The sequence below is a fragment of the Psychrobacter urativorans genome, from assembly GCF_001298525.1.
GTDB classification, from domain to species: Bacteria; Pseudomonadota; Gammaproteobacteria; order Pseudomonadales; family Moraxellaceae; genus Psychrobacter; species Psychrobacter urativorans_A.
In genome coordinates this window covers 2,212,646-2,237,427 of sequence record NZ_CP012678.1, presented here as the reverse complement: position 1 = coordinate 2,237,427, position 24,782 = coordinate 2,212,646, and the positions used below count along the sequence as shown (strand labels likewise).

Below are 24,782 nucleotides of genomic sequence, written 5' to 3'. Positions count from 1 at the left end.
AATATGACTTTAGCTTATTTAACTTCGATTATAGGTATATCGTTGAGGGGTGAACCAGTGTACTGCGGTATCAATATGTGAGTATGTGTGAGGTTCGAACATAGTTTGTAACTGTAGCGTATGTCCCATATAAAAAAAGCCACGCTCAGATTGGAATCTGAGCGTGGCTTTTATTTTTAAAACAGTTATTAGAAATTTTATTAAAAACTTTAGTAAAAATATCGAGATGAGCGTTTATTGGCTTTGTCTACTGGCTTAGATATATCACGCTATTTTTATTCGCCAACTCGGTTGATGACTTTTAATAGGTAGTCTTGAGCAATATGGACGGGCTCGTTTTCTGCCGGTTGATTTTGCTGCCAATCACCTTTGCCATCCAACGCCCACGATTGGGTATTGTCTTTTAGATAGTTCAGCATGCCATCATGATAGATTTGTTTAAACAAGCCTTTATCTTCAATCGGGAATGCCACTTCTACGCGATGGAACAGGTTACGATCCATCCAGTCGGCGCTAGAACAATACATGCGCTCATTACCCTTATTGTAGAAGTAATAAACGCGCGTATGCTCTAAAAAGCGCCCAATGACTGAGCGTACCGTGATATTTTCAGACAAGCCTTGCACTTGTGGGCGCAAACAACACATAGAACGTAAAATGAGTTCAATTTTGACCCCTGCTTGCGAGGCGTCATACAGCTTATCAATTAGGCGACGCTCAGTCAGCGCATTGACCTTAATAATAATATGAGCGCGCTTGCCTGCTTTCGCATGGGCAATTTCATCGTCAATAAAGCTGATAAGCTTATCGTGTAGGGTAAATGGCGCGTGCAGCAGCTTTTTGAGGTTAGCCGGCTTACCCATGCCGGTCAGCTCTTGGAAGATTTTATGCACATCTTCTGAGATATCTGGGTCAGCCGTGAATAAGCCGTAATCGGTATAGACTTTCGCATTTGCGGCGTGATAGTTACCTGTACCCAAATGCACATAACGGCGGATGCGGTCATCTTCTCGGCGGACGATGAGCATGAGTTTGGCGTGGGTTTTGTAGCCAACAATACCATATACGACGACTGCGCCGGCTTCTTGTAAATAGTTGGCAACGGCAATATTAGACGCTTCATCAAAGCGCGCACGCAGTTCAATAACAGCGGTGACTTCTTTACCATTACGTGCCGCTACAGCCAGTGCTTTAACGATTTCAGAGTTGGTACCAGAGCGGTATAAGGTTTGCTTAATGGCTAAGACTTTGGGGTCATTTGCCGCTTGCCATAATAAGTTAACCACAGGCGTAAACGAGTCAAAAGGATGATGCACGAGCACATCAGCTTTACGCATAGCAGCGAACATGCTGGTGGTTTTATCTAGCTTATCGATATCACGACGAAATGGTTTGGGTACAATGCGGGTAAAAGGCTGATAACGCAACTCTGGCAGATTAAAGTCAAATAATAACCGTGTTAAATTGACTGGTCCATTGACGCGGTATAATTGTCTACTATTAAGCTCAAACTCATTGAGTAAATAATCGCTGATTGGCGTTGGGCAATCAGTCGTCACTTCAAGGCGTACTTTATCACCAAAGCGACGATTTTCAAGCTCACCCTCAAGCGCCTTAGCAATATCATCAACATCATCAGCTAAATCTAAATCTGCATTACGGGTCAATCTAAATTGATGACAGCCCGTTACGTTCATGCCCGGGAATAACTCACCGATATGCTCATGAATGACGGCTGAAAGCATAACATGGTGTTCTTTGCCACCAGTGAGCTCGTCAGGTAGGCGAATCACACGCGGTAAGCTGCGCGGTGCAGGAACGATTGCCAAATTAATATCGCGACCAAAGGCATCTTTGCCTTCTAGGGTGGCGATAAAGTTCAGGCTCTTATTCACCAATCGTGGGAACGGATGCGCAGGGTCGATACTGATCGGCGTTAGTACTGGTGACACTTGCTCAATAAAGTAACGCTTCATCCACGCTGACTGTGCGGCATTCAGCTCATCACGTTTCAGATAACGAATGTCTTGTTCTGCTAATGCTGGCAAAATATCTTCGTTCAGAATACGATATTGTTCCGCAATCGCTTTGTGCGTGATGTTTGATATCTCGTCGAGAACCTCACTTGGGCTCATACCATGCGGACTATCAGCAACATTACCAAGATTCAGCTTTTGCATGATGCCAGCAACGCGGATTTCAAAAAACTCATCCATATTCGATGAAAAAATGATTAAAAAGAATAAACGTTCAAGTAATGGATGACGCGAACTGGCTGCTTGCGCTAAGACACGCAGATGAAACTGTAATAAGGATAAGTCGCGATTAATATAGCTGTTCGGAGAGTATGTGCCATCTTCTGAACGCTGCCAGCCAATCTGGGTAAGAGCGGTCGCTGCGGCTGAGATATGGTTTGTTTTGATTGCCATTGGCTTTGACGGTATAAGCGCTGATGTTTTTGGCATGGCTTTTGTTGCTACTTTGACTAATGCGGTTGTGGGCGTTTTTGCTGATACTTTTGCTGTTGATACTTTTGATGTTGATGCTCTTGGCTTTCTAGCTGTCGTTGTAGGCTTGGCAGTGGACGCTCTTGGTTTTCTGACAGTTTTGGGTTTTTCAGGGGTTGTCAGTACAGTGAGTGGCTTTGCAGTGAGTGGCTTTGCAGTGAGCTGAGCTGGATTATTGCTATTTTTAGTTTCTTGAGTAGGATTAACAATGCTACTGTTATCAGTTTGCGTATCGGTATTTTGCGTTGCGACAACTTGCGGCGGCTGTTCTTGAATATTACTGCTCTCGGTAATGTTACCTTTTTTTTCAATACTGTCTTTTTCAGAATGGTTATTGTTAATACTTTCACTATGCTCATTATTTGCGTTGGTCATGCAACTTCTCCCCTATTATTGTTACGGTACTACTAATCTTTACACTAGCAATTTTTGCAAAACATTACTTTTTAGCAGTAGATTATTGAAATTTCCATCTATATTAGACCTAACTGCCTTATTTGTCGTTCATTAAATGAAAATAACTTTAATAAACAGTGGAACACTTATGGCAAGATGGCATTATTCATGCGTCTTTGGATAATGCGCTGCTTATTGCGCAAACGTTTATCACCCTTGTTTTTACCGTAATATTTGGGATTAGGGAGCATCGCAATCAGTAACGCGGATTCATCACGGTTTAGCGTGGCAGCTGATTTATTAAAATAATGGTGTGCAGCAGCATCAATACCATAAATACCTTCGCCAAATTCTGCTACATTTAAATACGCGGTTAAGATGCGCTGTTTGTCCCATAAGGTTTCAATAATGACAGTGATAATGGCTTCTTCAACTTTACGGGTATACGAGCGATGCGAGGTTAAAAACAGATTTTTTGCCAGCTGTTGGGTAATGGTCGAACCGCCTGCCGACATACTTCCGGATGCCTCATTCTTTTTACGTGCCGCTTCAATACCGTCTAAGTCAAAGCCATTATGTTGGCTAAATTTGGAATCTTCACTGACAATCGCCGCTTGCTTTGCCGACTTGGCTATCGCGTCATAATTCGCCCATTTCTGGGTAACGCTACCACCCGATAATCGGTGCGTCAGCATAAACATGCTGTTATTAATTGGTTGTGTCTTCCACATCAAAAGCAATCCCGCGACCAACACATGAAAAGCCACTATCAGCAGTATAAGTGCCAATAATAACCGTTTGATGAACTTACCCATACTTGTCATGCGTGCATTATCCGAGTGTTTTAAGGAATAAATAATCTGAGCGCAACACCGTAGCATCTAGCAATCTTTAGATAGCGGTGTGTGGCTACTGTGATAAATAGCAGGCTATCTTACCTAATCTCACTATCGCTGTCATTATTTGCCTGCTTTCTTTATCATATCAATAACGTAAATCCTCACTACAACCCAACGTTTTGAACGCTCTGAATAGTATTTAAAACGGTAACCTTTAAAAAAATATTATTAATAATAATGATGACAGTGAGAAGTCAAGATGAGGTCAGATATGAATCCAGACAAAAATCTAAGTACAAACATAAGTATAAACATAAGCACAGCTATGAATAATAACTCTGTGGAAGAACTACGAGCACAAATTATCAACGCAGCGCCGAGTTTTAACGATTCAGAAAACTTTAATAACTCTGAAAACCTTAATAGCTCTAAATATAAAGAGTATAAAGATGAGTGGTGGTTATTGGGAACAGCGGGCTGTCATTTATGTACGCAAGCAGAGCAATTATTGGCGCAGTTTCAGGCGGTCTATCCCATTACTTATCAACATATTGATATCGCAGATTTCGATGAACCATTAATGATGACATTTGCCACCACTATTCCGGTACTACTTACCAAAACTCAGCGTTTAAACTATCCATTTTCGGTAATGGACTTGCAGCGTTTATTATAAAAATTAGTCAACAGTATTTGAGCGGGCGCTAGCGTATCCTTTATACTAGCGTCCGCTTTCTACTTAATTATCAAGGGCAACCCCATGAAAGATTTGAGTAAAATTACTGAAATTGAAGACCTACGCCAAGTCGCTCAGCGCAAAATACCGCGTATGTTTTATGATTATGTCGATTCAGGGTCGTGGACACAGACCACTTATCGCAATAACGAAACGGACTTTGACCGCATTAAGCTCCGTCAGCGGGTACTGGTCAATATGAAAGGGCGCTCACTTGCTACCGAAATGTTAGGGTCGCCTGTAAAAATGCCAGTTGCCATTGCACCTACTGGCTTTACCGGAATGATGTGGGCAGATGGCGAGATTCATGCGGCACGAGCAGCAGAAAAATTTGGCGTGCCGTTTTCACTATCGACGATGAGTATTTGCTCTATTGAAGATGTGGCAGAACATACCAGCGCCCCTTTTTGGTTTCAGCTATATGTGATGCGCGACCAAGATTTCATGGCAAATCTTATTAGCCGAGCTAAAGCCGCAAATTGTTCCGCACTAATCTTGACTGCTGACTTACAAGTATTGGGGCAACGGCACAAAGATATTAAAAATGGTCTATCCGCGCCACCAAAACCAACACTTGCCAATATTTTAAACTTAATGACTAAGCCTGAATGGTGCATGAATATGCTCGGCACCAAGCGCCGCACCTTTGGTAATATCGTTGGTCATGCTAAGAATGTAGAAGATTTATCATCACTATCAGCTTGGACAGCGGAACAATTTGACCCTGCTCTCAGCTGGGATGATGTGGCGCGCATTAAAGATATGTGGGGCGGCAAATTAATTATCAAAGGTATTATGGAACCAGAAGATGCCGTACTAGCGGCGCGTAGTGGTGCCGATGCTTTAGTGGTATCCAACCATGGTGGTCGTCAGCTTGATGGTGCGCCCTCTTCTATTTCGGCACTTAGCGATATCGTGCAAGCGGTACGCGCTGAAAACAGTCAGATTGAGATATGGCTTGATAGTGGTATTCGCTCCGGTCAAGATGTACTCAAAGCGATGGCTTTAGGCGCGAATGGTACGATGATTGGACGCGCCTTTTTGTACGGTCTTGGTGCATATGGCGAAGATGGTGTCCGCCGTGCCCTTGAGTTGATTTATAACGAGTGTGACATTACCATGGCGTTTTGTGGACATACCGATATTAACCAAGTGCGTGATGATATCTTAGTCAACGGCACTTACGAACAGCTCAAATCGGCATTGCCTTATATAGCACCGATGCGTTGGTAGTAAAATAATGAATACCGACAGAGGACAGCTTTGTTTATATTCTGCTTATCTTTTATACTGTACACGTACCCTTTAATAGATATAGCGCGTTATGACTATCCAACAACTCTTAAAAACGGCACCTGTCACCACGGTGCTATTGGTCTGCTTTATTGGATTGTATGTCCTCCAAGTCCTATCTGGCGTGCATGCTAATAATCCGTCAACAGAGGCGCTACTAACATGGGGCGCTAATGCGCTGCCGTTTACAATGGGCGATGACCCGTGGCGGTTGGTCAGTAGCGCATTTTTGCATATTGGCTTGATGCATTTATTGTTCAATGGCTTTGCGATGTACTTCTTTGGTCAAATCGCAGAGCCGATGTTTGGCTCTAGCAAATTTTTAGCATTGTTTTTACTTGCCGCCATTGGTGGTAACCTCCTCAACAATCATCTCACTTGGCAAGGAATTTTAGCGGGAACGTCACAACCGGGGTTATCCGCTGGCGCGTCTGGTGGTATTATGGGTATCGGCGCCGCCTTATTGATAGCAGCATTATTTAAAATATCTGTTAATGGCATGGTACTGAACCTCAAAAGCCTTATCATTATTATGGGCATTAACTTGGTATATGGCTTTGCGGTTCCGGGGATTGATAATGCCGGACATATTGGCGGTGCTATCACGGGTATGATTATCGCGTTGGCTATCGGCATCTCACAACGCCAACGTATCGCTGCGATGCAGGCAGTAACGCCCATTTATCAGACAGATTACGTTAACTATTCAAACGATAGTACGATTAATAATATCTACCCCACTATAAATCCTAATAGTAGCCAGAATAACAATTATAATAATGCCGACACTACTAAACCTACTGTTCTTTGGCAGTGGTTGCCGTGGGTGGTCATGCTACTTATTGCTATTAGCTTCATCTGGTGGTGGCAAGACATTCATAATCAAATATTACAAGTATTAGCAGCCGGACAATAATTTTTTGGCATTCCACCCTACTCCTTTATGAGACTCAACTATGTCTAAAGCATCGACTTTAACTAACGCTATTACCTCTATTCTTAGCACTCGTACTTTGTTATGCGCTTTAACGGCAACTGCTTTATTCAGTGTGGCGGGCATGGCAAATGCTGCGCCTTTTAAAAACTTGCCTGCTGACCAAGATGCGGAATTAAGTGTTGGTGCAAACGTAATCATTAACAACTCAGCTTATGACGTCGATGGCGCAGAAGTGCTCGTGTTACCGGGCGTGTTTTATGATAATAATAAATTCTACGCTCGCGGCGCACAAGCAGGTGCTTATCTGATTAATGATGGCACCAATCAGCTGTCTGCCTACGCTCAACTTGCAGGTAGTAAATTTGATCCTGATGATGCCAATGGTGCGCTATCAGGTCTTGATAAACGTAAAGCTTCCGCTGCGGCAGGTGTAACCTATCTACGTCGTACGCCAATTGGTGGCTTCCGTGGACAGTTTGCCACTGATATTTTAGGTCGTAACGATGGTAATTTAGCCCGCTTAACGTACCTTGCCAAATTTACTAAGGATAAATTAACCGTCTATCCAAGCGTGGGCGTTGAATGGCATGACGAAAGCTATAATGACTATTATTATGGCGTCAGTAATAAAGAATCTGCGCGCACAGGCGTTGCTGCTTACTCACCTAGCCAAAGCTTTAACCCTTATGTTAGCGTCAGTGCCAACTACGATATTAATGATAAATGGGCAGGATTTGCCAGTCAAACTTTAGATTATCTCTCAGATGAGCAATACGACAGCCCAATGGTGGACTCGCGTACTGAGTCAACGACTACGCTTGGTTTGCTTTATAAGTTCTAATATTTTTTAGATTTTTAAAGCGTAAAAAAAAGACCTTATCGCGTGATGTGATAAGGTCTTTTTTATTTTGATGTACAGTAAACATCATAAAATAAAATCATGAAAACTGTATTTTATAAGTGCTTAACTCAATTTAACCAGCTATTGCATCTAAAACTTTTTGACCGTCAGGCATACTAGATCTTACAGGTAGAAAAACAACATTACGATCAAGAATTTTCTTAATTTTAGCAGCTGGTAATGGTGTTTCTAATACAACAAAATCTATCAATTTTTGGTAATGGCATTCGTCTGTTTCGCCCTCATAGTCCTTTTTAAGCGTTTCTCCTGAACCCTTACCATAAGCCACAATACCCACTCCATTCTCATATAAGAAAACAGTATCATTTTTTTGAATCTTATTAATCTGACGTTTACACTTACCATAAAATGCAGCCACTATACCTTTATCTAACATCTCTTTTTGAGCACCTGAATCATATCTTTTATTGGTATTTAAAACGTGGAAATTTGTAGAAATTTTGTCGTTAATATCATCCTCTGCAAGAGCGTCCTCTGCAACTTTCATCCCTTCTTTAATAAGATCAAGCATAACATCTTGCTTTGATATTGATAAATATTCTGCAAGATCCTCAATGACTAACTGAAGTTCTTTTGGAATTCGTACCGTAGTGGCCACAAATTCACTTTTCATTTTCTTTGCTTTTTGGGTTTCTAGAATTTTACTTTTAATATCTGACATGATGGAACGCTCCTTAGTTGATTACCTATGTACTTTAATTCAAAATCTAAAATAAATCAACAATGATTTATATTGGATTCATAAAATAAATCAAGAATATATATAGACTTATATTAATTTCAAATTAACAAACAAAAAAAACCTTGCCACATTACATGACAAAGTCTTTTTATTACTTAAAACAAAAGTCTAAATTAAGAAGGATGCACCATATCCGCAGGCGTTACCCATTCATCAAACTGAGCTTCAGTTAACAGCTCTAGTTCAACCGCAACTTGCTTCAAAGTTTTGTTTTCTTTATAAGCCGTCTTAGCAATTTTCGCCGCATTTTCATAACCAACATGACGGTTCAAAGCAGTCACTAGCATTAACGAGTTATGCAAGAAGTCATCGATTTTATCTTTTACAGGCTCGATACCAACCGCACAATTATCATTGAAGCTATTACACGCATCGCCCAATAATTGGATTGATTGTAATAAGTTATAAGCGATAACTGGTTTAAAGACGTTTAGCTCAAAGTTACCTGACGCGCCCGCCATGTTAATAACGGTATCATTGCCCATCACTTGTGCAACCACCATCGTCATCGCTTCTGACTGGGTTGGGTTCACTTTACCTGGCATGATAGAAGAACCTGGCTCATTTTCAGGAATCGTCAACTCGCCCAAGCCGCAACGAGGACCTGATGCCAACCAACGCACATCATTAGCGATTTTATTTAAACTTGCAGCGACTGTTTTTAGCGCACCAGAGGCAAACACTTCGGCATCACGAGCGGCCAATGCTTCAAATTTATTTGGTGACGTTACAAACGGTAGATCCGTTAAGGTCGCCAATTGCTCAGCCGCTTTTACCGCATAATCAGGATGCGCATTGAGACCTGTACCAACCGCTGTACCGCCAAGTGGCAACTCATATAAGCCTTGTAACGCATTATCAATACGCACCAAAGAATGATCAAGCTGGCTCACATAACCGCTAAATTCTTGACCTAATGTCAAAGGCGTGGCATCTTGTAAATGGGTACGACCAATTTTGACGATACTATCGAATTCTTTGGCTTTGCTGTCTAAAGTAGCGCGCAATGCCTTGATAGCGGGGATCAGTAAGCTGTTAATTTGACGGGCAGCAGCCACACGAATCGCGGTTGGGAAGCTGTCATTGGTCGATTGCGCATGGTTTACATGGTCATTTGGGTGAATCGGCTGATAGCTACCGCGTGCATTACCTGCGATTTCGTTGGCACGGTTGGCAAGCACTTCGTTCATGTTCATGTTCGACTGCGTACCAGAACCGGTTTGCCAAACAACAAGTGGAAACTGGTCGGTTAAGCCGCCATTAATCACTTCATCTGCTGCTTGGACGATTAAATCGCGCTTGTCTGCATCGATACGGTCAAGACTGGCATTGGTAATTGCCGCGGCTTTTTTGACTAATGCCATGGCTTCAATCATTGGACGCGGCAGAGTCTCGCCACCAATCTTAAAGTTTTCACGGCTACGCTGAGTTTGCGCGCCCCAATAGGCTTCTGCCGGAACTTCCACGTTGCCCATGGTATCTTTTTCGGTACGAGTTGCCTGATTCTGTGTCGACATAACTGTCCTCTTTTATGATTGATTTTGAGAAAAAAAAGAGCCTAAACCTTGGCTCATCTGACTGACCGTGACTGCGATTTACAATATAATAGCACGACTTATCACAAATATCTTATCGTCGGCTCAAGGTCTTAAGTTCATATTTGTAATAATAATAATATGAACCGTATCGCTAAAGCCAATTATTTATAAAAAAAAGCATTTTATAGCGAAAAAGCATTCGACACCTTAGAATCATGGCTTAAATTAAAAAAAAGGTAACTAAAACATGATAGCTACTATAGCCACTTGTGATGACGAGCAGTCACAGCCCCAATCACCCGTAATCAGCAATCCGCCCAGACGCCAGTTTACCCGTCAGCGTCGCCAGTTATCGGCAAGCGAACGCCAACAACTTGCTCATAGCGCAAGTTTGCATTTAACTAAGCTACAACAGCGCTTGCCTGCGCGTGCACGAATTGGCTTATATTACGACGGCTTTGGTGAGCTACCGACGCAGCCATTATTAGACTGGGGTCATCGCTTGGGTTATCAGCTTTATTTACCTGTGGTGGGCTCATTGGGTCATCATGATAAACAGCTGCGTTTTTCTCCGATTTATCATCAACACTTGGTTAATTTACACACACGCATACACCGACTTGGTATGGAGCAAAATCACCATCGTAAGCTGCTTTGGGCGCGGGAATTAGATGTTATTATTTGTCCCTTAGTTGCCGTCGATAATCACGGTAATCGTGTGGGGATGGGCGGTGGTTACTATGACACCACACTTGCCAAGAGTTATCAATCGGGCTATAAAAAACCATTAAAAATTGGCTGGTGTTACGATTTTCAAGTGGTCGAACAATTGGCAAAGCAGCCTTGGGATGTACCATTAGATGGTCTGATTACACCAAGTGGTTTGAGGTGGTTTTAATGAAGGATAATAAAAAACCTATAGACGCTAACTCTAGCGCCGAGCATGTCGAACAACATTTGCAAACGCTAGAGAAAACCGATGTCACAGAGATGCTGTATTACAGTCAAGAACAGGCTTTTAATACGGAGGAATTGGCAAAGGTAATCAATGAACAACGCTTAAACGAATTATTGGCGCGAAGTGATGCGTTTTTAAGTAGTTTGAATGGTGAAATTAAGGACTTTGATAAATAATTTATAGAATAAAAAAGCGAGCATACTTTATGGTTATACTCGCCTTTTTAACATTTTATTTGTATTAAAGCACCATCGCTGCAATCCAACCAAATATCAGTAACGGAATGTTGTAATGGATAAAGGTCGGTATCACACTGTCCTTGATATGGTCGTGCTGACCATCAACGTTCAGACCAGACGTAGGACCCAAAGTAGAATCAGAGGCAGGCGAACCAGCATCACCAAGCGCGCCAGCCGTACCGACAATAGCCACCGTCGCTAAAGGGGAAAAGCCGAGTGAGATACACAGCGGCACATAAATCGCTGCCAAAATTGGAATGGTCGAGAATGACGAGCCGATGCCCATCGTCACGATTAACCCAAGTAATAGCATAACAAAGGCTGCCATCGCTTTATTACCACCAAAAATAGCCGTCGCCCCATCCACTAACGGCTGAATTTGGTCGGTCGCTTTCATAACTTCAGCAAAGCCTTGCGCGGTAATCATAATAAAGCCAATCATCGCCATTAGCTTGATACCGTCATTAAAGACCGTATCTGCATCACGCCATTTGACTACGCCTGTCGCCATAAACACGCCAAAACCAAACATCGAGCCGAGCAGTAATGAGTCGGTATACATCTGCACGACAAAGGCGGTGACAATTGCCACTATCGCAACCAACGTTTTCATCTTAGTTTGTGCTTGCGCGTGAGCAGCGGTTTTACTTAACGCATCATTTTCCAACGCCTCATCATGTGCTGCTTTATCCATCGCCAATTGCTTATATTGACGTGGCTTGCGATAACTGATAAATATCGCGGTCAATAGTCCAACTACCATACCCAGTGCTGGAATTGCCATCGCTTTAGTGACTGATATATTACTGACATCAACCCCTGCTTCACCGACATTTTTCAGCATGATTTGATTGAGGTAAATATCGCCAAAGCCATAAGGGATAAACATATAGGTGGTCACCAACCCAAAGGTAATCAAACACGCAATCAGCCGTCTATCAATATGCATCCGGTTAAATGCCAATAACAATGGCGGTACGAGTAGCGGAATAAAGGCAATATGAATCGGAATTAAGTTTTGGCTAAAGCAGCTCATCATCACCAAGCCAGCAAACAGCAGATACTTAATCATGCCGCCTGTACCTCCCGCATCAATACGCTTGATCACTGCCCCTGCCAATGACTGAGGCAAGCCCGAATGCGCAATCGCTACCGCAAATGCCCCAAGTAACGCATAAGACAGCGCAATCTGTGCGCCATTCTTGATACCATCTTGAAACGCAGTCAACGTATCGGTCAAGCCCATTCCCGCTATTAAGCCGCCAGCAATTGCCCCAATCAGTAAGCTGAGTACCACGTGTACCCGCGCCAGTGATAGCCCTAGCATGATAACGACTGCCAGTAGCACCGCATTGATGGTCATATTTATCCCTTTTTACTCTGTGATTTATTACTTAGTTTTAACCCGTTTTCTAACTTTGCTGTCTTAAACACGCATGCTAATTTTTTAGAATAGTGTTGCCCATAATAAAGACGCGCGCCATTTTACCTGATTTTGGCTTTAAAACCTACGCGCAGAACCCAACTAACAAGAAGATGATTGCCACTATTTTTTATCCGCTTGAACGGCGAGCCTTGCAATTTTTTCTGGGGACACCATTATTTAAACATGAACCGCCAACTTGACTTTACAAGTCTGGTTAACAAGGAAATAAAACATATGACTGACTATAATATTGATAAAGACAACATTGACATCAACACTGACGTTGAGACAGAAAATGAGTCAACAGTCGAAGAGAATGCTGCTGTGACCACAGAAAGTGATAAGCCTGAAAACTATTTACCGTTACTGGCGCTACGTGATGTGGTCGTTTATCCGCACATGCAAATTGCACTATTCGTAGGTCGTGCACCATCGGTCAAAGCCGTTGAGTTAGCCCAAGCCGAGTATGGCGATAAAGTTTTGGTTGTGGCGCAAAAAGACTCACTTACCGAAGATATTGACCAAGATAATCTCTATCAATACGGTACGGTTTGTCGCATCGTGAGTACCATGCCGCATGATAGCGATGAGAACTGCATTAAAGTGCTTATCGAAGGTCAATACCGCGCGCGCGTCGATGCGCTAGAAGACCATGATGATGTGTTGATGGCGAAGTTTGAGCGTGCTGACCTTGATGTGCAACTGGATGACAGCCAACAAAAAAACACCATCAAAGCCCTAACCGGTTTATTTGAAGGCTATGCCGATGCGCGTTTACGTAATGCTCGCGAGCTAACGCGTGTGGCTAAGCGTATCGATGATTTGCTTGAGCTGGTGTATTTTATCTCAACCCGCGTATCGATGGATTTGGATATTAAACAATCGTTTTTAGAAAAAGATGATCTCAAAGCGCACATCAATACCTTGACCGAATATTTGGTCAAACAAAGCGCTGAGCAAAATATCGAGCAAGACATTCAAGACGCGGTTCGTCAGCAAATGGAAGACAATCAGCGCGAATATTTCTTAAATGAGAAGATGAAAGCCATTAAAAATGAGCTGTCAGATATGAATGACGGCGCATTTGATAGTGATGACGATATTAGTGAGCTTGAACAACGCTTAGATGAAGCGGACTTGCCAGAAGATGTGCGCAAAAAAGCTGAACAAGAGATGAAAAAACTCAAAATGATGCCGCCCGCGTCTTCTGAATCTTCAGTCGTGCGCACCTATATTGAGTGGATTTTAGACACACCATGGAACGCGACGACCAAAGTTTCTATCAATTTAGATAAAGCCAAAACCATCTTGGATGAAGATCATTATGGCTTGCAGGATGTGAAAGACCGCATCTTAGAATACTTAGCCGTACAATCACGCGTCAAAAAACTTCGTGGTCCGATTCTCTGCTTAGTCGGTCCTCCCGGTGTCGGTAAAACTTCTCTTGGTGAATCAATCGCACGCGCAACAGGTCGTAAATTCGTGCGTATGGCACTTGGTGGCGTCCGAGATGAAGCTGAAATTCGTGGACATCGTCGTACGTATATCGGTGCGATGCCCGGCAAAATCGTGCAGTCATTAGCAAAAATCGAAGTCAAAAATCCGCTATTCTTATTAGATGAAATCGATAAAATGGCGCAAGACTTCCGTGGCGATCCGGCATCTGCATTGTTAGAAGTGCTTGACCCGTCTCAAAACCATAACTTTAACGACCATTATTTAGATATGGATTTGGACTTATCACAAGTCATGTTTATCTGTACCGCCAACAGTATGGACATTCCAGCCGCCCTACTTGACCGTATGGAAGTTATTCGCTTGCCAGGCTATACCGAAGATGAAAAGGTCAGTATTGCCAAAAAATATCTCGTGCCAAAAGCCATTAAGAATAATGGTCTAAAAGAGGGCGAGATTGAGATTGTTGAAGCGGCACTGCACAGCATTGTGCGCAGTTACACCCGTGAAGCTGGCGTGCGTAATCTCGAACGTGAAGTCAATAAAATCTGCCGAAAAGTCGTTCGCGGTGCAGTTGAAACCAATGGCTCGCGCGCACCGAAAAAAGATGAACGGCAGCTGATTGTGGTTGATGATAGCAATATTGATAACTACCTTGGTGTGCATCAATATGACTATGGTCTAGCGGAAGAAACGCCTGAAATTGGGCGTATCACTGGACTGGCATGGACGCAAGTTGGCGGTGAGCTGCTCACTATTGAAGCGGTTGCAATGAAAGGCAAAGGTGAGCTTATCGTTACCGGCTCACTTGGCGACGTGATGAAAGAATCTATTCGTGCTGCAATGAGTGTGGTTCGGGCGCGTGGCGACAGCTTAGGTATCGACTACGAAACCTTTAAAAACACCGATGTCCACGTCCATTTACCAGAAGGTGCGACACCAAAAGATGGTCCATCAGCAGGTGGTGCGCTAACCACCGCACTGGTATCGGCATTGACAGGTATTGCTATTCGTCCTGATATTGCCATGACTGGTGAAATTACCTTACGTGGTAAAATCCTACGCATTGGTGGTCTCAAAGAAAAACTACTTGCGGCACATCGCGGCGGTATCAAGCACGTCTTGATTCCAGCGACCAATGAGCGTGACTTAGCTGATATTCCTGATAACGTTAAAGCAGGTCTAACCATTCAGCCTGTCGCAACGATTGATGAAATCTTAAAAGTGGCATTGGTCAGTATGCCAAAACCGCTTAAACCTGCCAAAGTGACGGTCGATAAAACCAAAGGTCAAGCGCTGCATAATTAATCGAACCTTCCATAATTTAGCCTTAGCAATCAAAAAGCCGCTTACGCAATGTAGGCGGCTTTTTTTAGCAATAACAAACAACAATCTTATTAAAATATCATGCTATATTTTGGACAAATGTTTATTTGGTAATAATAATAATGTTAAACCGTTCAGCTCTATACGTATGTTCAGTTGTGTCGTTTTCAATAGGTCTAATAGGCTGTCAATCCACTTCTGTTGCAAAGGCTCAGCTGACCGCTGCCATCATCAATACAACCCCTATTCAAAATAACTCTGAAATTACAGACGAGACGACAGTAAAAAACGCCTTACCTACTCATACTGACTTATCTATTACTAACGAGCTGTTAGAGCGCTACAACTGGCGTTTGGTTAGCGCTGTTCATAATACTTTTGATGATAATAGAAAGATTATATCTCGACAGCCTATCAGTGATTTTTATTATCCTAACCATCCTATTTCACTCGAATTTAGAAATAGTCCAGACGGTCCATATGTTGCTTTTAATGCAGACTGCAATGGTTCTAGTGCGCCCTATTTTCTGTTAACAGATAATACTTTCAAGGTAAGTAACATCCTTAGTTCCGCGATAAATTGCGGTGAAACAGGCAATCGCATTGAGACCGCTCTATTTGATTTAATGCGCAATAGCAGCAGTAATCTCACGTTAAGCTTACAATCCAAAAAACTGGAATCAAAAAACCAAACTCAGTTTCCACCCTATAACCTACTACAAACAATGGCATCAGGCGAAACCTTAGTTTGGCAAAATAAAGAAAGGCCTCAGCGTTAATTTAAGTTTGGAACGCAAAAAAGCCTAGCAATAAATGCTTGGCTTTTTTGTTCATATTGACTGTGCTTTAACTATCCATAAATCTTATGAAAAAACAGCTTACTTAATCTTCAGCGTCAAATAATACGGCTTAGACATATTACTGGCGCGTGCTTGATTGCGTGGCTGTAATACACGGATAATATGCTTGCCGGTTTTATTAAGTGTGACCGTTTGCGTGCTTAAATCTGTTGAGTTAGTGCCGTACAATATAGGATATAAATCAGCGCTACCAACGATCGTCGCACTTACCCGCTGCCCTTTTTTAGCATAAAAGTAGTATTCACAGTAGTTGTTACCCTTTACTGCACCAGCTCGGCTCACATCATAGCGACCTTTATTCATACGCAACTCTTTAGCACCGCAATCGTCACTATATTGCGTGTCGCCTGTTTGCGTTGCTGCTTGCGCGGTGACAGTTCCCGCCCCTAACATTACCACGACCAATCCAGTTGAGCCGACCAATTTAAACAAAGCTTTCATGCTCACTCCTAATTATTACGAATTTAGTTATTACGAACTTAGTTATTATTTAAACCTACTATCAAACAGCTATTTTGCAGGACTGCTGCTTTATTTACCATGTCATTTCGTCAGCTTATCTTAACGTTCTGTTATTAATATAAGACTCTCTGTTAGCCGCAGCTTACATATAGTAACGCTTTGTTGCGCTTCTAATGAATATCTATTTTTGATGCTTCGCTATACTGGTTACGAGTTAAAGAATAATGACCATTTTATCTAAAATGGATTTTAATAAAATTAAATATAAGTGGAGATAATAATGAAAAAAATTATAATGGCGAGTGCCTTGTTATGTGGTTCTGCTTTAGCAATAACCGGTTGCCAAAGTACAGAAGGACAGCTCAAAACTGGAAATCCACTCAGTCAGCCCGTACTAAAATCAATCATTAAAACCACTGATGCCAGTCATACCGAAGTCGGTCAAATGTATTTACGTCCTGTTGACGGTGGCGTGCAAGTCTATGGTAAGTTGACGCATTTAAAAGCGGGTCAGACAGTTGCGCTGCATATTCATGAAACCGGAAGCTGCGATATGATGGGTAAAGCAGCAGGCGGACATTTTAATCCAGACAATAAGCCGCATTCTAATCCTGATGATATGAATGGTCATGCTGGTGACTTGCCGAATTTGACTGCTAATTCTGATGGCGTCGCGACGATTAACTATGTGAATAAGAAAATCTCTGCAGCAGAAGCAGGCAAATATAGCGTCAACCGTTTGGCATTTATCGTGCATGGTGGTGCTGATGATTACACTAGCCAACCAGCGGGTGCATCAGGTGACCGTATTGCTTGCGGTATTATTGAAAAGAACTAATAAATTTTATTTGTAAAAATTATTTATGATATAAAAAAACCTCTTAATGAATAAGAGGTTTTTTATTGAGCACTTATTATAGATTAAGCGAGAAATAGCTCAATTACTCTTCTACCCATTCGCCATTACGCCAGTACACACCCCAACGCGTGGCTTTGCCGTTTTTCTCAGAGCCGATATATTGCTCTTTTTTCTTACGTGACCAACGTAAAATGGTTGGGTTACCGTCAGGATCTTCGTCTGGTCCGGCAAATAGATACTGGAACTTTTCTTCCATCTTATCTTTAACTTCTCTTAATTCAGCTAATTTTGGTGGACGCGTCTCACGAATTTTTGGAAATTTAGAAGCTGCTAAGAACATACCTGCCGCCCCTTCACGTAAGATGAAGTAGTCTTCATGCTTCGCCGATTTTAGCTCTGGCAAATGAATGAGATCCATGCGTGGCGGTGCAGCCTCACCCGTTTTCAACACTTTGCGCGTATTGTCACACTTTTGACACGCAAAGTAAGGACCAAAGCGTCCGGTCTTAAGCTCCATTTGCCCATCGCATTTATTACAATCAATGGTAGGAGAATCCGAACCCGGTATTTCAAACTTGCCTTCTTCTAACACATAACCATCACAATCAGGATTATTACCACAGACGTGCAGTTTCAAGCCGCCGTCAACAATATAACCATTCATTGCCGTACCACATTTCGGGCAGCGCTTTTTCTCCATTAAATCTCTGACTTCAGCGGCTTCATCATCGCCTTCTGGGTCATCGAGATTGGCAAAAGCCTCTACTGGCATTAAATTCTTGGTGCCTTTACAGCGCTCTTTAGGCGGTAAGTTATAACCAGTACAACCTAAAAATACGCCTGTAGAGCCGGTACGCAACTGCATCGGACGATCACACAAGTCGCAATGGATATCTGGTACATCGGTCGGATCATTAGGGCGCATCCCGTCTTTATCTTTAGCGTGCTCAAGCTTCACTTTAAAGTCGCTGTAGAAATCATCTAGCACATCTTTCCAATCTTGCTCACCTTCAGCAACGTGATCGAGCTTGTCCTCTAACGCGGCAGTAAAGGTATAATCCATTAAATCTGGAAAACTTGCCGTTAATCTATCAGTGACAATATCACCCATTTTTTCAGCAAATAAGCGTTTGTTTTCAAGTTTTACATAACCACGGTCTTGAATGGTTGAGATAATTGAGGCATAAGTGGAGGGACGACCAATGCCTTTTTTCTCAAGCTCTTTCACCAAGCTCGCTTCGGTAAAGCGCGGAGCAGGTTTGGTGAAATGCTGACTGGGATCGAGCTTATCTAAAATCAGCTCATCGCCTTTTTTAACATCTGGCAATAAGGTGTCATCGGTTTTGGCGGGAGATAATACTCTGGTATAGCCATCAAAGACCATGGTACGACCGCGCGCTTTTAACTCAACGTCAGCAGCCGCTACAAATAGATTGACCGACAGATATTTCGCAGGTGTCATCTGACAAGCCACGAACTGACGCCAAATTAATTCATACAGACGAATCGCATCACGCTCGACATCTTTAAGTTGGGTAGATTTTACATGCACAGCAGAGGGGCGAATCGCTTCATGCGCTTCTTGGGCGTTTTGTTTATTACCATAAAAATTGGGCTTTTCTGGCACATATTTGCTGCCAAAATTATCTTCAAGATAACCACGAACAGTATTTAAGGCATCGCCAGATAAAAACGTCGAATCGGTACGCATATAAGTAATATGACCGGCTTCATACAGACGCTGCGCCAAAATCATGGTCTTTTTAACAGAGAAACCTAAACGCGTGCTTGCTGCTTGTTGCAATGTCGAGGTAATAAACGGCGCGCTAGGTTTCGACTGCGTTGGTTTCTCTTCGCGTTCTTTGACGATATAACTTGCAGAATTAAGAACGTCTAAAACCTTATCGGTCTGCTCTTTATTGACCAACTTCAATGGTTTGCCATCTTGTTTGGTCACTTCTAGACGAATAGGCGTTTGCTCAGCGTCTGTAGCGTTTTTGGCTTTACTATCTGCAATATGGGTATCTGCAAAAATCTGCCAGTACTCTTCAGGAATAAAGGCACGAATTTCATGCTCACGTTCAACGACCAGACGCATGGCAACCGACTGTACGCGACCTGCCGACAGACCACGGGCAACTTTTTGCCATAGCAGTGGCGATACCATAAAACCAACCACGCGATCCAAAAAGCGTCGCGCTTGCTGCGCATTCACGCGGTCGATATCAAGTTTTGACGGCTGCTTAAAGGCATTTTGAATGGCAGTTTTGGTAATCTCGTTAAAGACCACGCGCTCATATTTGCTATCAGCACCACCAATCACTTCTTTGAGATGCCACGCGATGGCTTCCCCTTCTCTATCCATATCCGTTGCCAGATAGATTTTATCGGCGTCTTTGGCTAACGCCTTTAGTTCTTTGATAACTTTGGTTTTATTCGGCAGCACTTCATAAACTGCCGCCCAGCCATGCTCAGGGTCAACGCCCATACGACGCACCAAGGCTTGCTGAGTTTTTTCTTCTTTGCTTAAGCCCTCGTCTTTTTTAGTCGTTGTCGCCTTTTTAGCGCCTTTACTCGCGCCCACTGGTAAATCTCGCACATGCCCAATACTAGAGCGTACGATAAAGTCATTACCCAAGTATTTATTAATCGTTTTTGCTTTGGCGGGTGATTCAACGATCACCAACGATTTACCCTTAGCGCTATTGGCAGAAGGTTCATCGATAGACGTTGCGCTTTTTGTACTTGTGGTTTTTGCCATTTGTGACGACACCAGAATAAATGAATTAAAAGTAAATAGAATTTAGCAGCGTTGCCCGTTGTTATCGCTCATTTATTTATTATAACGGCTACTGCTAATAAAAATGGTCATAAAACAGACGAAAACTATCAAATAGAGCTAAAGCTATCAAGACGTTACACTGCTAAGAGTTAAGATGTCAACTGTAAATAAATACGCAGGTCACGAAACAACCTTTTATATGACTGATAAATACAAGCTTATTGTTTTTAGAAAACTTGCTATTAAGTTTTTATCTGCACTACTACAATTTGATAAGCAATTTTTAATTAAAAGCTTTTGTTGAGCATTTTGCTATTAATGCCACTATTTTTATGAGTGCTATTTTTATGAGGACTATTAACACTACTATCATTAGCATTAATATTGTTAGCACGACTGCGCGGACTTGCCTGCATTTGTAATGCCCACTGTTCAAGCTGCGCTTTTAGTATCAATAAGTCTGCTTCAATCTCAAAAGACTTATAGGCAGGATTGGTTGCCGGACGCACATAAGCGATATCTTCCCAATAAATGACAATGCTATTGGCTTTAATCAATAACGCTTTGACAAAGGGTTCAATCGTTGGTGGTAGTGCCAGCGCCACTTTATCTAAATTAAAGCTCGTAGACACATGTCCACCACTGCCCGAGGTGCTATCAGCAACACCGCTATCAGGACGCCATTGTCCATCAATCGCTTTATAGCGTGTGTGCGGCATTTGTACATTGTCCAGCACTAAGCCATATTGTCCAAGCATACCGCGACCATATTCATTGTCTTTACCTTTGATCCAATCCGGACAAGCAACCAGCTTTGGATTGAGCTCTAGCCGACGCGCAGTCATGCGTAGTCTATCCAAACGTTGGTCAATACCGCTCGGTTTGAGTGCCATCATACTCCCGAATACGAATAGTACAATAGCAACGGCAATCCATATTCCCATGACACTCTAGCCTTTTAGCTGAATTAAATGTTAACTGCCAATAAAGTACAGCCGATCGTGATATGCAGGTAATTAAATAGGTACTTAAGCAAGTACTTAAATAGGCACACCTATTTAAAAATCAAGTTTACACCCTTGTTTGCGACCCGTATTACTCGCCAGCATCTTACTATTTAACCTTTTATATCAATCTCTTAAGAATCATTAAAATAAATCTGATAACAAGACATCAAATGTTACTGATAATAAAAAATGCTATGATAAACCATAATTTTAAACGTGCGCAGGTTTATTATGACTAATATTATAAAAACACCGTCCCTGTCTTTGCTGTCTACCCATAAAACTCTGTCTGTACTCACACTAATGGGGGCTGCGCTACTGGCTGTATCCGGTTGTGCGACGACTCAAAGCCTAACACCGCAGCAGTGCCAAGCCAGTAATTGGCAAGAAGTTGGCTATACAGATGGGCTGCGCGGTCGCTCAGGGGATTACTTTGGTCACTATATTAATAGCTGCGCCAGCGTCGTCGGGGCAACGCCCAATCGTATCGTTTGGGAGCAAGGTCGCCAGCAAGGACTGAAAAAATATTGTACCGAACTAAATGCCTATAAGCTTGGTCGTGAAGGCTATGACTGGCAGCCTGTCTGTCCCCTTGACGGCATTGAAAAGCTAGAAGAGGCGTATGCACAAGGGCGCTACTATTATATCCGCCAACGTGACCTTGATAACTTACGTTCGCCTTATTACTCGCCATCGCCGTTTGGTTATGGCTACGGACGCTTTGACTATCCTTATCGCCCCTTTGGTTATGGTTGGTAATAATTAAGTAGCGGTTCAATAGTGCTTAATACTTGTTATAAATTATCCGATTTAATAATAAATTTAACCATCAACAATATAGTAGTCAAATAAAGAAAACCCCGCAGGGTAATCCTTGCGAGGTTGGAGATAAGTTTTATTATTTTATTTATTTTTCTTTTTATTCTGCTGATTTTTCTATTACTAACCGCATTTGCTTGTATTGTGAGCGCTTGTTTTTAGTGCCTGTTATTCATTTATAAAAGCTATTCATTCACAAAGGCAATTTTACTCAGTCCTGCTTGGCTTGCCGACGCTAGTACTTGCGCCACGGTATCATATTTGCTGTCTTTGTCCGCGCGCAGCTGAATAGCAGGATCTTTGCCCGTCGCACTTTGTTGTTGTAGCCGCACATTTAACTCTTCTATACTGACAGGCTCACTGTCCCAAAAAATACCTGCATCTTTATCAATGCTGATTTGAATCACTTCGGGCGGCTGCTCATTGATAACTGCGCTAGTCTTGGGTAAATCGAGCGGCACGGTAGGATTCAAGACTGTAGCGGTCAATAAAAATATAATCATCAATACCAACATGACATCAATCAGCGGAATGAGGTTCATCTCATTCATGCCTTGTACGTCATCATCACCTAACTGAAATGCCATAGAGTTCTCAATCATTTTCGCAATTGTGTGTCATTGTTCTAACCAGTTCTGTTTATATACAGCGCGACTTTCATTTTATAATTGTGAAGGTAACGATTTATGCTGGTCAGAGTTTTGCTCATTAAAAACTGGTTTAGTATGACTCACACCAGTCTTTGCTACATTGGTTGCTACCTGAGCATGATTAGGATGACTTTGATCCGCTGCCGGTTGAGCGGTTGTTAGGACAACAGATTGCGCTAGCAAATCATGCGCGCGATCATTGGCATGGTACATGACACGACGGTTGATACGCACGGCAAGGTTATAAAACACCACGGCTGGAATAGCAACGGCAATACCTAAACCAGTCATAATTAACGCTTCACCAACGGGAGCGGCAACTTGTCCAAGCCCCGCTTGACCACTGACACCAATATTATGTAGCGCATGAAAAATACCCCATACCGTACCAAATAGCCCAATAAATGGCGCAATGGCGGCAGTCGTACCTAAGATAGGCAAACCACGCTCACTGGTATAGCGATAGCGTCCGATATGTTGGAGCAAGGCTTGCTCAGTGACCAAACGACGTCCTGCGGCATCCAATCCTGACAATGCGGGACGCTTTTCTTGCATTTGCTGACTTAAATCATCAGCAACGTCCATCGCCAGCTTGCGACTTTGCAACACGCGGAGGATACCGGTTACCCAAGAAAACATCGATAAGAGCAAGAGTACGAAAAACAGGCTTTTGGTCACCATGTCGCTATATTGCCAGTAGCTTGCAAAGTCCATGTCAGACTCCTTAATAAAGTGTGCAATCACATAAACCTGCTGCGACTATCGCATGAGGTTCTATCATGAAAAATTATAATTGAATAAGCTTATAAGTGGATGATTTTAAGGTACGGCATAGCTGATAGGTAAAGTCACATTGCCCACCACGGGCGCGCCATTGTTCATAAATGGTTTGAATTTACCGGAGCGAACTTGACGCTGCGCTTCTTTATCTAGAATGGCATTGCCAGAGGATTGTGCCAAACGGACGCTATCAATGCCGCCTTGCTTGTTGACTCGTAGTACCAACACCACATTAAAGGTATCGCCCGAGTTAGCACCCCTTGAGGCACGGTCAGGAAAGCTAAAGTTTGGTTTTGATTTCCAATTGGCGTTACTGGCACTAAAATTCACTGGGGTGTTACTGGCAGCCTCGGCTTTTGTCATATCCGCTTTTGCTTTGGCATCTGCCTGCGCTTTTGCCGCCGCTTCAGCATCTTTGGCAGCTTTTGCTTGTTGGTCGGCTTTGACTTTATCTTGCGCCGCTTTTTCTTGTGCGGCTTTCTCTGCCGTCTCTTTAGCCGCTTTTGCTGATTTGGCATCTGCTGCTTGCTGTTCACGCATAGCAGAATCTTGCTGAGCTTTTGCCTGTGCTGCTGCCTGCGTTGCTTCTTGCGCTTTTTGAGCATCAAATATAGCAGCGGCTTCAGCAGCACGTTGGGCATTCTGCACCGCATCAATTTGACGCTGTTTTTCTGCTAGCGCTTGCTCAGCTTCGGCATTATTTTTGATATCGCGCGTCTCTTTTACAAGATCATCTTGATGAACAATTGGCTCTGGTTTTTTTTCTTCCACCCTTTTATGTGCTACTGGCGGTTTTGCTTTCTCAACAGGCTTAGGCTTGGTTTCAGGTTTTGGCTTTATATCAGATTCAGGCTTAATTTTCGGCTCAGTAATTGGTGTAGACGTCGATTTTTGCTTAACTGGTTCAGGCTTAGCAGCAACTTTTGCTTCAGGGATAACTTGAGAAACAGGAGTAGGCGCTGGCGTATTTTCAAGCTTTACCTTCTCTTTGACAGTTTCAAGTTCTTGCACTTCAACAGGCAGCGTTATCATTTGTATTTCGATAGGTGGCGTTTCCATCACTTTATCAATAGGCGGCGCGGGTTTTATGGCAACCAACGCCATTGCCGTGAGCACATGCAACCCCACAACGCCACTGATAGCAATCAAGGTCAATTTACGTGGTGGCGCGTTGAAATTCGTTGGTTCCATAACACCCTAACATTTGGCTAAAATCGAAGTGGCTTGATATTAATACAAACGATAACTA

At 42.8% G+C, this 24,782-nt stretch carries 21 protein-coding genes; 10 read left to right on the top strand and 11 right to left on the bottom strand.

Going from position 1 to position 24,782, the window contains the following annotated elements:
* Nucleotides 1-275: 275 nt before the first annotated feature.
* A complete protein-coding gene (gene ppk1 / locus AOC03_RS09615; RefSeq protein WP_062536696.1) occupies nt 276-2,429 on the bottom strand; it encodes a polyphosphate kinase 1 in 2,154 nt (717 codons plus the stop codon).
* Between the two features lie 620 nt (nt 2,430-3,049).
* Nucleotides 3,050-3,727 carry a monofunctional biosynthetic peptidoglycan transglycosylase gene (mtgA, locus tag AOC03_RS09610; RefSeq protein ID WP_062535465.1) on the bottom strand — a complete coding sequence of 226 codons (678 nt, stop codon included), beginning with the start codon at nt 3,725-3,727 and terminating at the stop codon, nt 3,050-3,052.
* A 340-nt stretch (nt 3,728-4,067) separates the two neighbouring features.
* Here mtgA and AOC03_RS09605 point away from each other — a divergent pair, with 340 nt between their 5' ends.
* From AOC03_RS09605 to AOC03_RS09590, 4 genes are all read left to right on the top strand, one after another.
* The gene (locus tag AOC03_RS09605) at nt 4,068-4,418 is read left to right on the top strand and encodes a glutaredoxin family protein (RefSeq protein ID WP_062535463.1); all 351 of its coding nucleotides are present in this window, start codon (nt 4,068-4,070) and stop codon (nt 4,416-4,418) included.
* 84 nt (nt 4,419-4,502) lie between these two features.
* Entirely contained in the window at nt 4,503-5,711 is a 1,209-nt protein-coding gene (locus tag AOC03_RS09600) for an alpha-hydroxy acid oxidase (protein WP_062535461.1), read from the top strand.
* 91 nt (nt 5,712-5,802) lie between these two features.
* Complete coding sequence (locus AOC03_RS09595) at nt 5,803-6,687, top strand: rhomboid family intramembrane serine protease (protein ID WP_062535460.1); 885 nt, start codon at nt 5,803-5,805, stop codon at nt 6,685-6,687.
* 40 nt (nt 6,688-6,727) lie between these two features.
* Nucleotides 6,728-7,549 (top strand): MipA/OmpV family protein, encoded by an 822-nt coding sequence (locus AOC03_RS09590; protein WP_062535458.1) that lies wholly within the window; start codon nt 6,728-6,730, stop codon nt 7,547-7,549.
* A gap of 133 nt (nt 7,550-7,682) precedes the next feature.
* On the opposite strand, the gene AOC03_RS09585 is transcribed toward AOC03_RS09590, so the two are convergent.
* Together AOC03_RS09585 and fumC are read right to left on the bottom strand one after the other, a co-directional pair.
* A complete protein-coding gene (locus AOC03_RS09585; RefSeq protein ID WP_062535457.1) occupies nt 7,683-8,291 on the bottom strand; it encodes a hypothetical protein in 609 nt (202 codons plus the stop codon).
* 194 nt (nt 8,292-8,485) lie between these two features.
* On the bottom strand, nt 8,486-9,889 hold the full coding sequence (gene fumC / locus AOC03_RS09580) for a class II fumarate hydratase (protein ID WP_062535455.1): 1,404 nt from the start codon (nt 9,887-9,889) through the stop codon (nt 8,486-8,488).
* Between the two features lie 268 nt (nt 9,890-10,157).
* Here fumC and AOC03_RS09575 point away from each other — a divergent pair, with 268 nt between their 5' ends.
* Nucleotides 10,158-10,808: a 5-formyltetrahydrofolate cyclo-ligase gene (locus tag AOC03_RS09575; protein WP_062535453.1), complete on the top strand. Its 651-nt coding sequence runs from the start codon at nt 10,158-10,160 to the stop codon at nt 10,806-10,808.
* The gene (locus AOC03_RS09570; protein ID WP_062535450.1) at nt 10,808-11,044 is read left to right on the top strand and encodes a hypothetical protein; all 237 of its coding nucleotides are present in this window, start codon (nt 10,808-10,810) and stop codon (nt 11,042-11,044) included. The genes AOC03_RS09575 and AOC03_RS09570 overlap by 1 nt, the downstream gene beginning before the upstream one ends.
* Nucleotides 11,045-11,108: 64 nt before the next feature.
* Here AOC03_RS09570 and AOC03_RS09565 read toward each other — a convergent pair whose 3' ends face one another.
* The gene (locus AOC03_RS09565) at nt 11,109-12,470 is read right to left on the bottom strand and encodes a Na+/H+ antiporter family protein (RefSeq protein ID WP_062535448.1); all 1,362 of its coding nucleotides are present in this window, start codon (nt 12,468-12,470) and stop codon (nt 11,109-11,111) included.
* 297 nt (nt 12,471-12,767) lie between these two features.
* Between AOC03_RS09565 and lon the strand changes: the two genes are divergently transcribed.
* Together lon and AOC03_RS09555 are read left to right on the top strand one after the other, a co-directional pair.
* Nucleotides 12,768-15,296 (top strand): endopeptidase La, encoded by a 2,529-nt coding sequence (gene lon, locus AOC03_RS09560; protein WP_084785833.1) that lies wholly within the window; start codon nt 12,768-12,770, stop codon nt 15,294-15,296.
* Nucleotides 15,297-15,472: 176 nt separating this feature from the next.
* Nucleotides 15,473-16,093, top strand: coding sequence for an META domain-containing protein (locus tag AOC03_RS09555; protein ID WP_062535446.1), 621 nt, complete (start codon nt 15,473-15,475; stop codon nt 16,091-16,093).
* A gap of 99 nt (nt 16,094-16,192) precedes the next feature.
* Here AOC03_RS09555 and AOC03_RS09550 read toward each other — a convergent pair whose 3' ends face one another.
* Entirely contained in the window at nt 16,193-16,615 is a 423-nt protein-coding gene (locus tag AOC03_RS09550) for a hypothetical protein (protein ID WP_062535444.1), read from the bottom strand.
* A 301-nt stretch (nt 16,616-16,916) separates the two neighbouring features.
* Between AOC03_RS09550 and AOC03_RS09545 the strand changes: the two genes are divergently transcribed.
* Nucleotides 16,917-17,474: a superoxide dismutase family protein gene (locus AOC03_RS09545; protein ID WP_062535442.1), complete on the top strand. Its 558-nt coding sequence runs from the start codon at nt 16,917-16,919 to the stop codon at nt 17,472-17,474.
* A 103-nt stretch (nt 17,475-17,577) separates the two neighbouring features.
* On the opposite strand, the gene topA is transcribed toward AOC03_RS09545, so the two are convergent.
* Both topA and AOC03_RS09535 read right to left on the bottom strand, forming a co-directional pair.
* Entirely contained in the window at nt 17,578-20,256 is a 2,679-nt protein-coding gene (gene topA, locus AOC03_RS09540; RefSeq protein ID WP_062535441.1) for a type I DNA topoisomerase, read from the bottom strand.
* 308 nt (nt 20,257-20,564) lie between these two features.
* A complete protein-coding gene (locus AOC03_RS09535) occupies nt 20,565-21,221 on the bottom strand; it encodes a hypothetical protein (protein WP_227514227.1) in 657 nt (218 codons plus the stop codon).
* Between the two features lie 294 nt (nt 21,222-21,515).
* Between AOC03_RS09535 and AOC03_RS09530 the strand changes: the two genes are divergently transcribed.
* Nucleotides 21,516-22,043, top strand: a complete 528-nt coding sequence (locus AOC03_RS09530) for a DUF2799 domain-containing protein (RefSeq protein ID WP_062535439.1) — start codon at nt 21,516-21,518, stop codon at nt 22,041-22,043.
* A 245-nt stretch (nt 22,044-22,288) separates the two neighbouring features.
* On the opposite strand, the gene AOC03_RS09525 is transcribed toward AOC03_RS09530, so the two are convergent.
* The 3 genes from AOC03_RS09525 to AOC03_RS09515 form a co-directional block, all read right to left on the bottom strand.
* A complete protein-coding gene (locus tag AOC03_RS09525) occupies nt 22,289-22,690 on the bottom strand; it encodes an ExbD/TolR family protein (RefSeq protein ID WP_062535438.1) in 402 nt (133 codons plus the stop codon).
* Nucleotides 22,691-22,765: 75 nt separating this feature from the next.
* Nucleotides 22,766-23,467 carry a MotA/TolQ/ExbB proton channel family protein gene (locus tag AOC03_RS09520; RefSeq protein WP_062535435.1) on the bottom strand — a complete coding sequence of 234 codons (702 nt, stop codon included), beginning with the start codon at nt 23,465-23,467 and terminating at the stop codon, nt 22,766-22,768.
* Between the two features lie 105 nt (nt 23,468-23,572).
* On the bottom strand, nt 23,573-24,724 hold the full coding sequence (locus AOC03_RS09515) for an energy transducer TonB (RefSeq protein ID WP_062535432.1): 1,152 nt from the start codon (nt 24,722-24,724) through the stop codon (nt 23,573-23,575).
* Nucleotides 24,725-24,782: the final 58 nt, after the last annotated feature.

What these genes read in the sequence shown, in the direction of transcription:
- ppk1 (WP_062536696.1), bottom strand. Translation starts at nt 2,429, where the DNA reads ATGGCAATCAAAACAAACCATATCTCAGCCGCAGCGACCGCTCTTACC.
- mtgA (WP_062535465.1), bottom strand. Translation starts at nt 3,727, where the DNA reads ATGACAAGTATGGGTAAGTTCATCAAACGGTTATTATTGGCACTTATA.
- AOC03_RS09605 (WP_062535463.1), top strand. Translation starts at nt 4,068, where the DNA reads ATGAATAATAACTCTGTGGAAGAACTACGAGCACAAATTATCAACGCA.
- AOC03_RS09600 (WP_062535461.1), top strand. Translation starts at nt 4,503, where the DNA reads ATGAAAGATTTGAGTAAAATTACTGAAATTGAAGACCTACGCCAAGTC.
- AOC03_RS09595 (WP_062535460.1), top strand. Translation starts at nt 5,803, where the DNA reads ATGACTATCCAACAACTCTTAAAAACGGCACCTGTCACCACGGTGCTA.
- AOC03_RS09590 (WP_062535458.1), top strand. Translation starts at nt 6,728, where the DNA reads ATGTCTAAAGCATCGACTTTAACTAACGCTATTACCTCTATTCTTAGC.
- AOC03_RS09585 (WP_062535457.1), bottom strand. Translation starts at nt 8,291, where the DNA reads ATGTCAGATATTAAAAGTAAAATTCTAGAAACCCAAAAAGCAAAGAAA.
- fumC (WP_062535455.1), bottom strand. Translation starts at nt 9,889, where the DNA reads ATGTCGACACAGAATCAGGCAACTCGTACCGAAAAAGATACCATGGGC.
- AOC03_RS09575 (WP_062535453.1), top strand. Translation starts at nt 10,158, where the DNA reads ATGATAGCTACTATAGCCACTTGTGATGACGAGCAGTCACAGCCCCAA.
- AOC03_RS09570 (WP_062535450.1), top strand. Translation starts at nt 10,808, where the DNA reads ATGAAGGATAATAAAAAACCTATAGACGCTAACTCTAGCGCCGAGCAT.
- AOC03_RS09565 (WP_062535448.1), bottom strand. Translation starts at nt 12,470, where the DNA reads ATGACCATCAATGCGGTGCTACTGGCAGTCGTTATCATGCTAGGGCTA.
- lon (WP_084785833.1), top strand. Translation starts at nt 12,768, where the DNA reads ATGACTGACTATAATATTGATAAAGACAACATTGACATCAACACTGAC.
- AOC03_RS09550 (WP_062535444.1), bottom strand. Translation starts at nt 16,615, where the DNA reads ATGAAAGCTTTGTTTAAATTGGTCGGCTCAACTGGATTGGTCGTGGTA.
- AOC03_RS09545 (WP_062535442.1), top strand. Translation starts at nt 16,917, where the DNA reads ATGAAAAAAATTATAATGGCGAGTGCCTTGTTATGTGGTTCTGCTTTA.
- topA (WP_062535441.1), bottom strand. Translation starts at nt 20,256, where the DNA reads ATGGCAAAAACCACAAGTACAAAAAGCGCAACGTCTATCGATGAACCT.
- AOC03_RS09535 (WP_227514227.1), bottom strand. Translation starts at nt 21,221, where the DNA reads ATGGGAATATGGATTGCCGTTGCTATTGTACTATTCGTATTCGGGAGT.
- AOC03_RS09530 (WP_062535439.1), top strand. Translation starts at nt 21,516, where the DNA reads ATGACTAATATTATAAAAACACCGTCCCTGTCTTTGCTGTCTACCCAT.
- AOC03_RS09525 (WP_062535438.1), bottom strand. Translation starts at nt 22,690, where the DNA reads ATGGCATTTCAGTTAGGTGATGATGACGTACAAGGCATGAATGAGATG.
- AOC03_RS09520 (WP_062535435.1), bottom strand. Translation starts at nt 23,467, where the DNA reads ATGGACTTTGCAAGCTACTGGCAATATAGCGACATGGTGACCAAAAGC.
- AOC03_RS09515 (WP_062535432.1), bottom strand. Translation starts at nt 24,724, where the DNA reads ATGGAACCAACGAATTTCAACGCGCCACCACGTAAATTGACCTTGATT.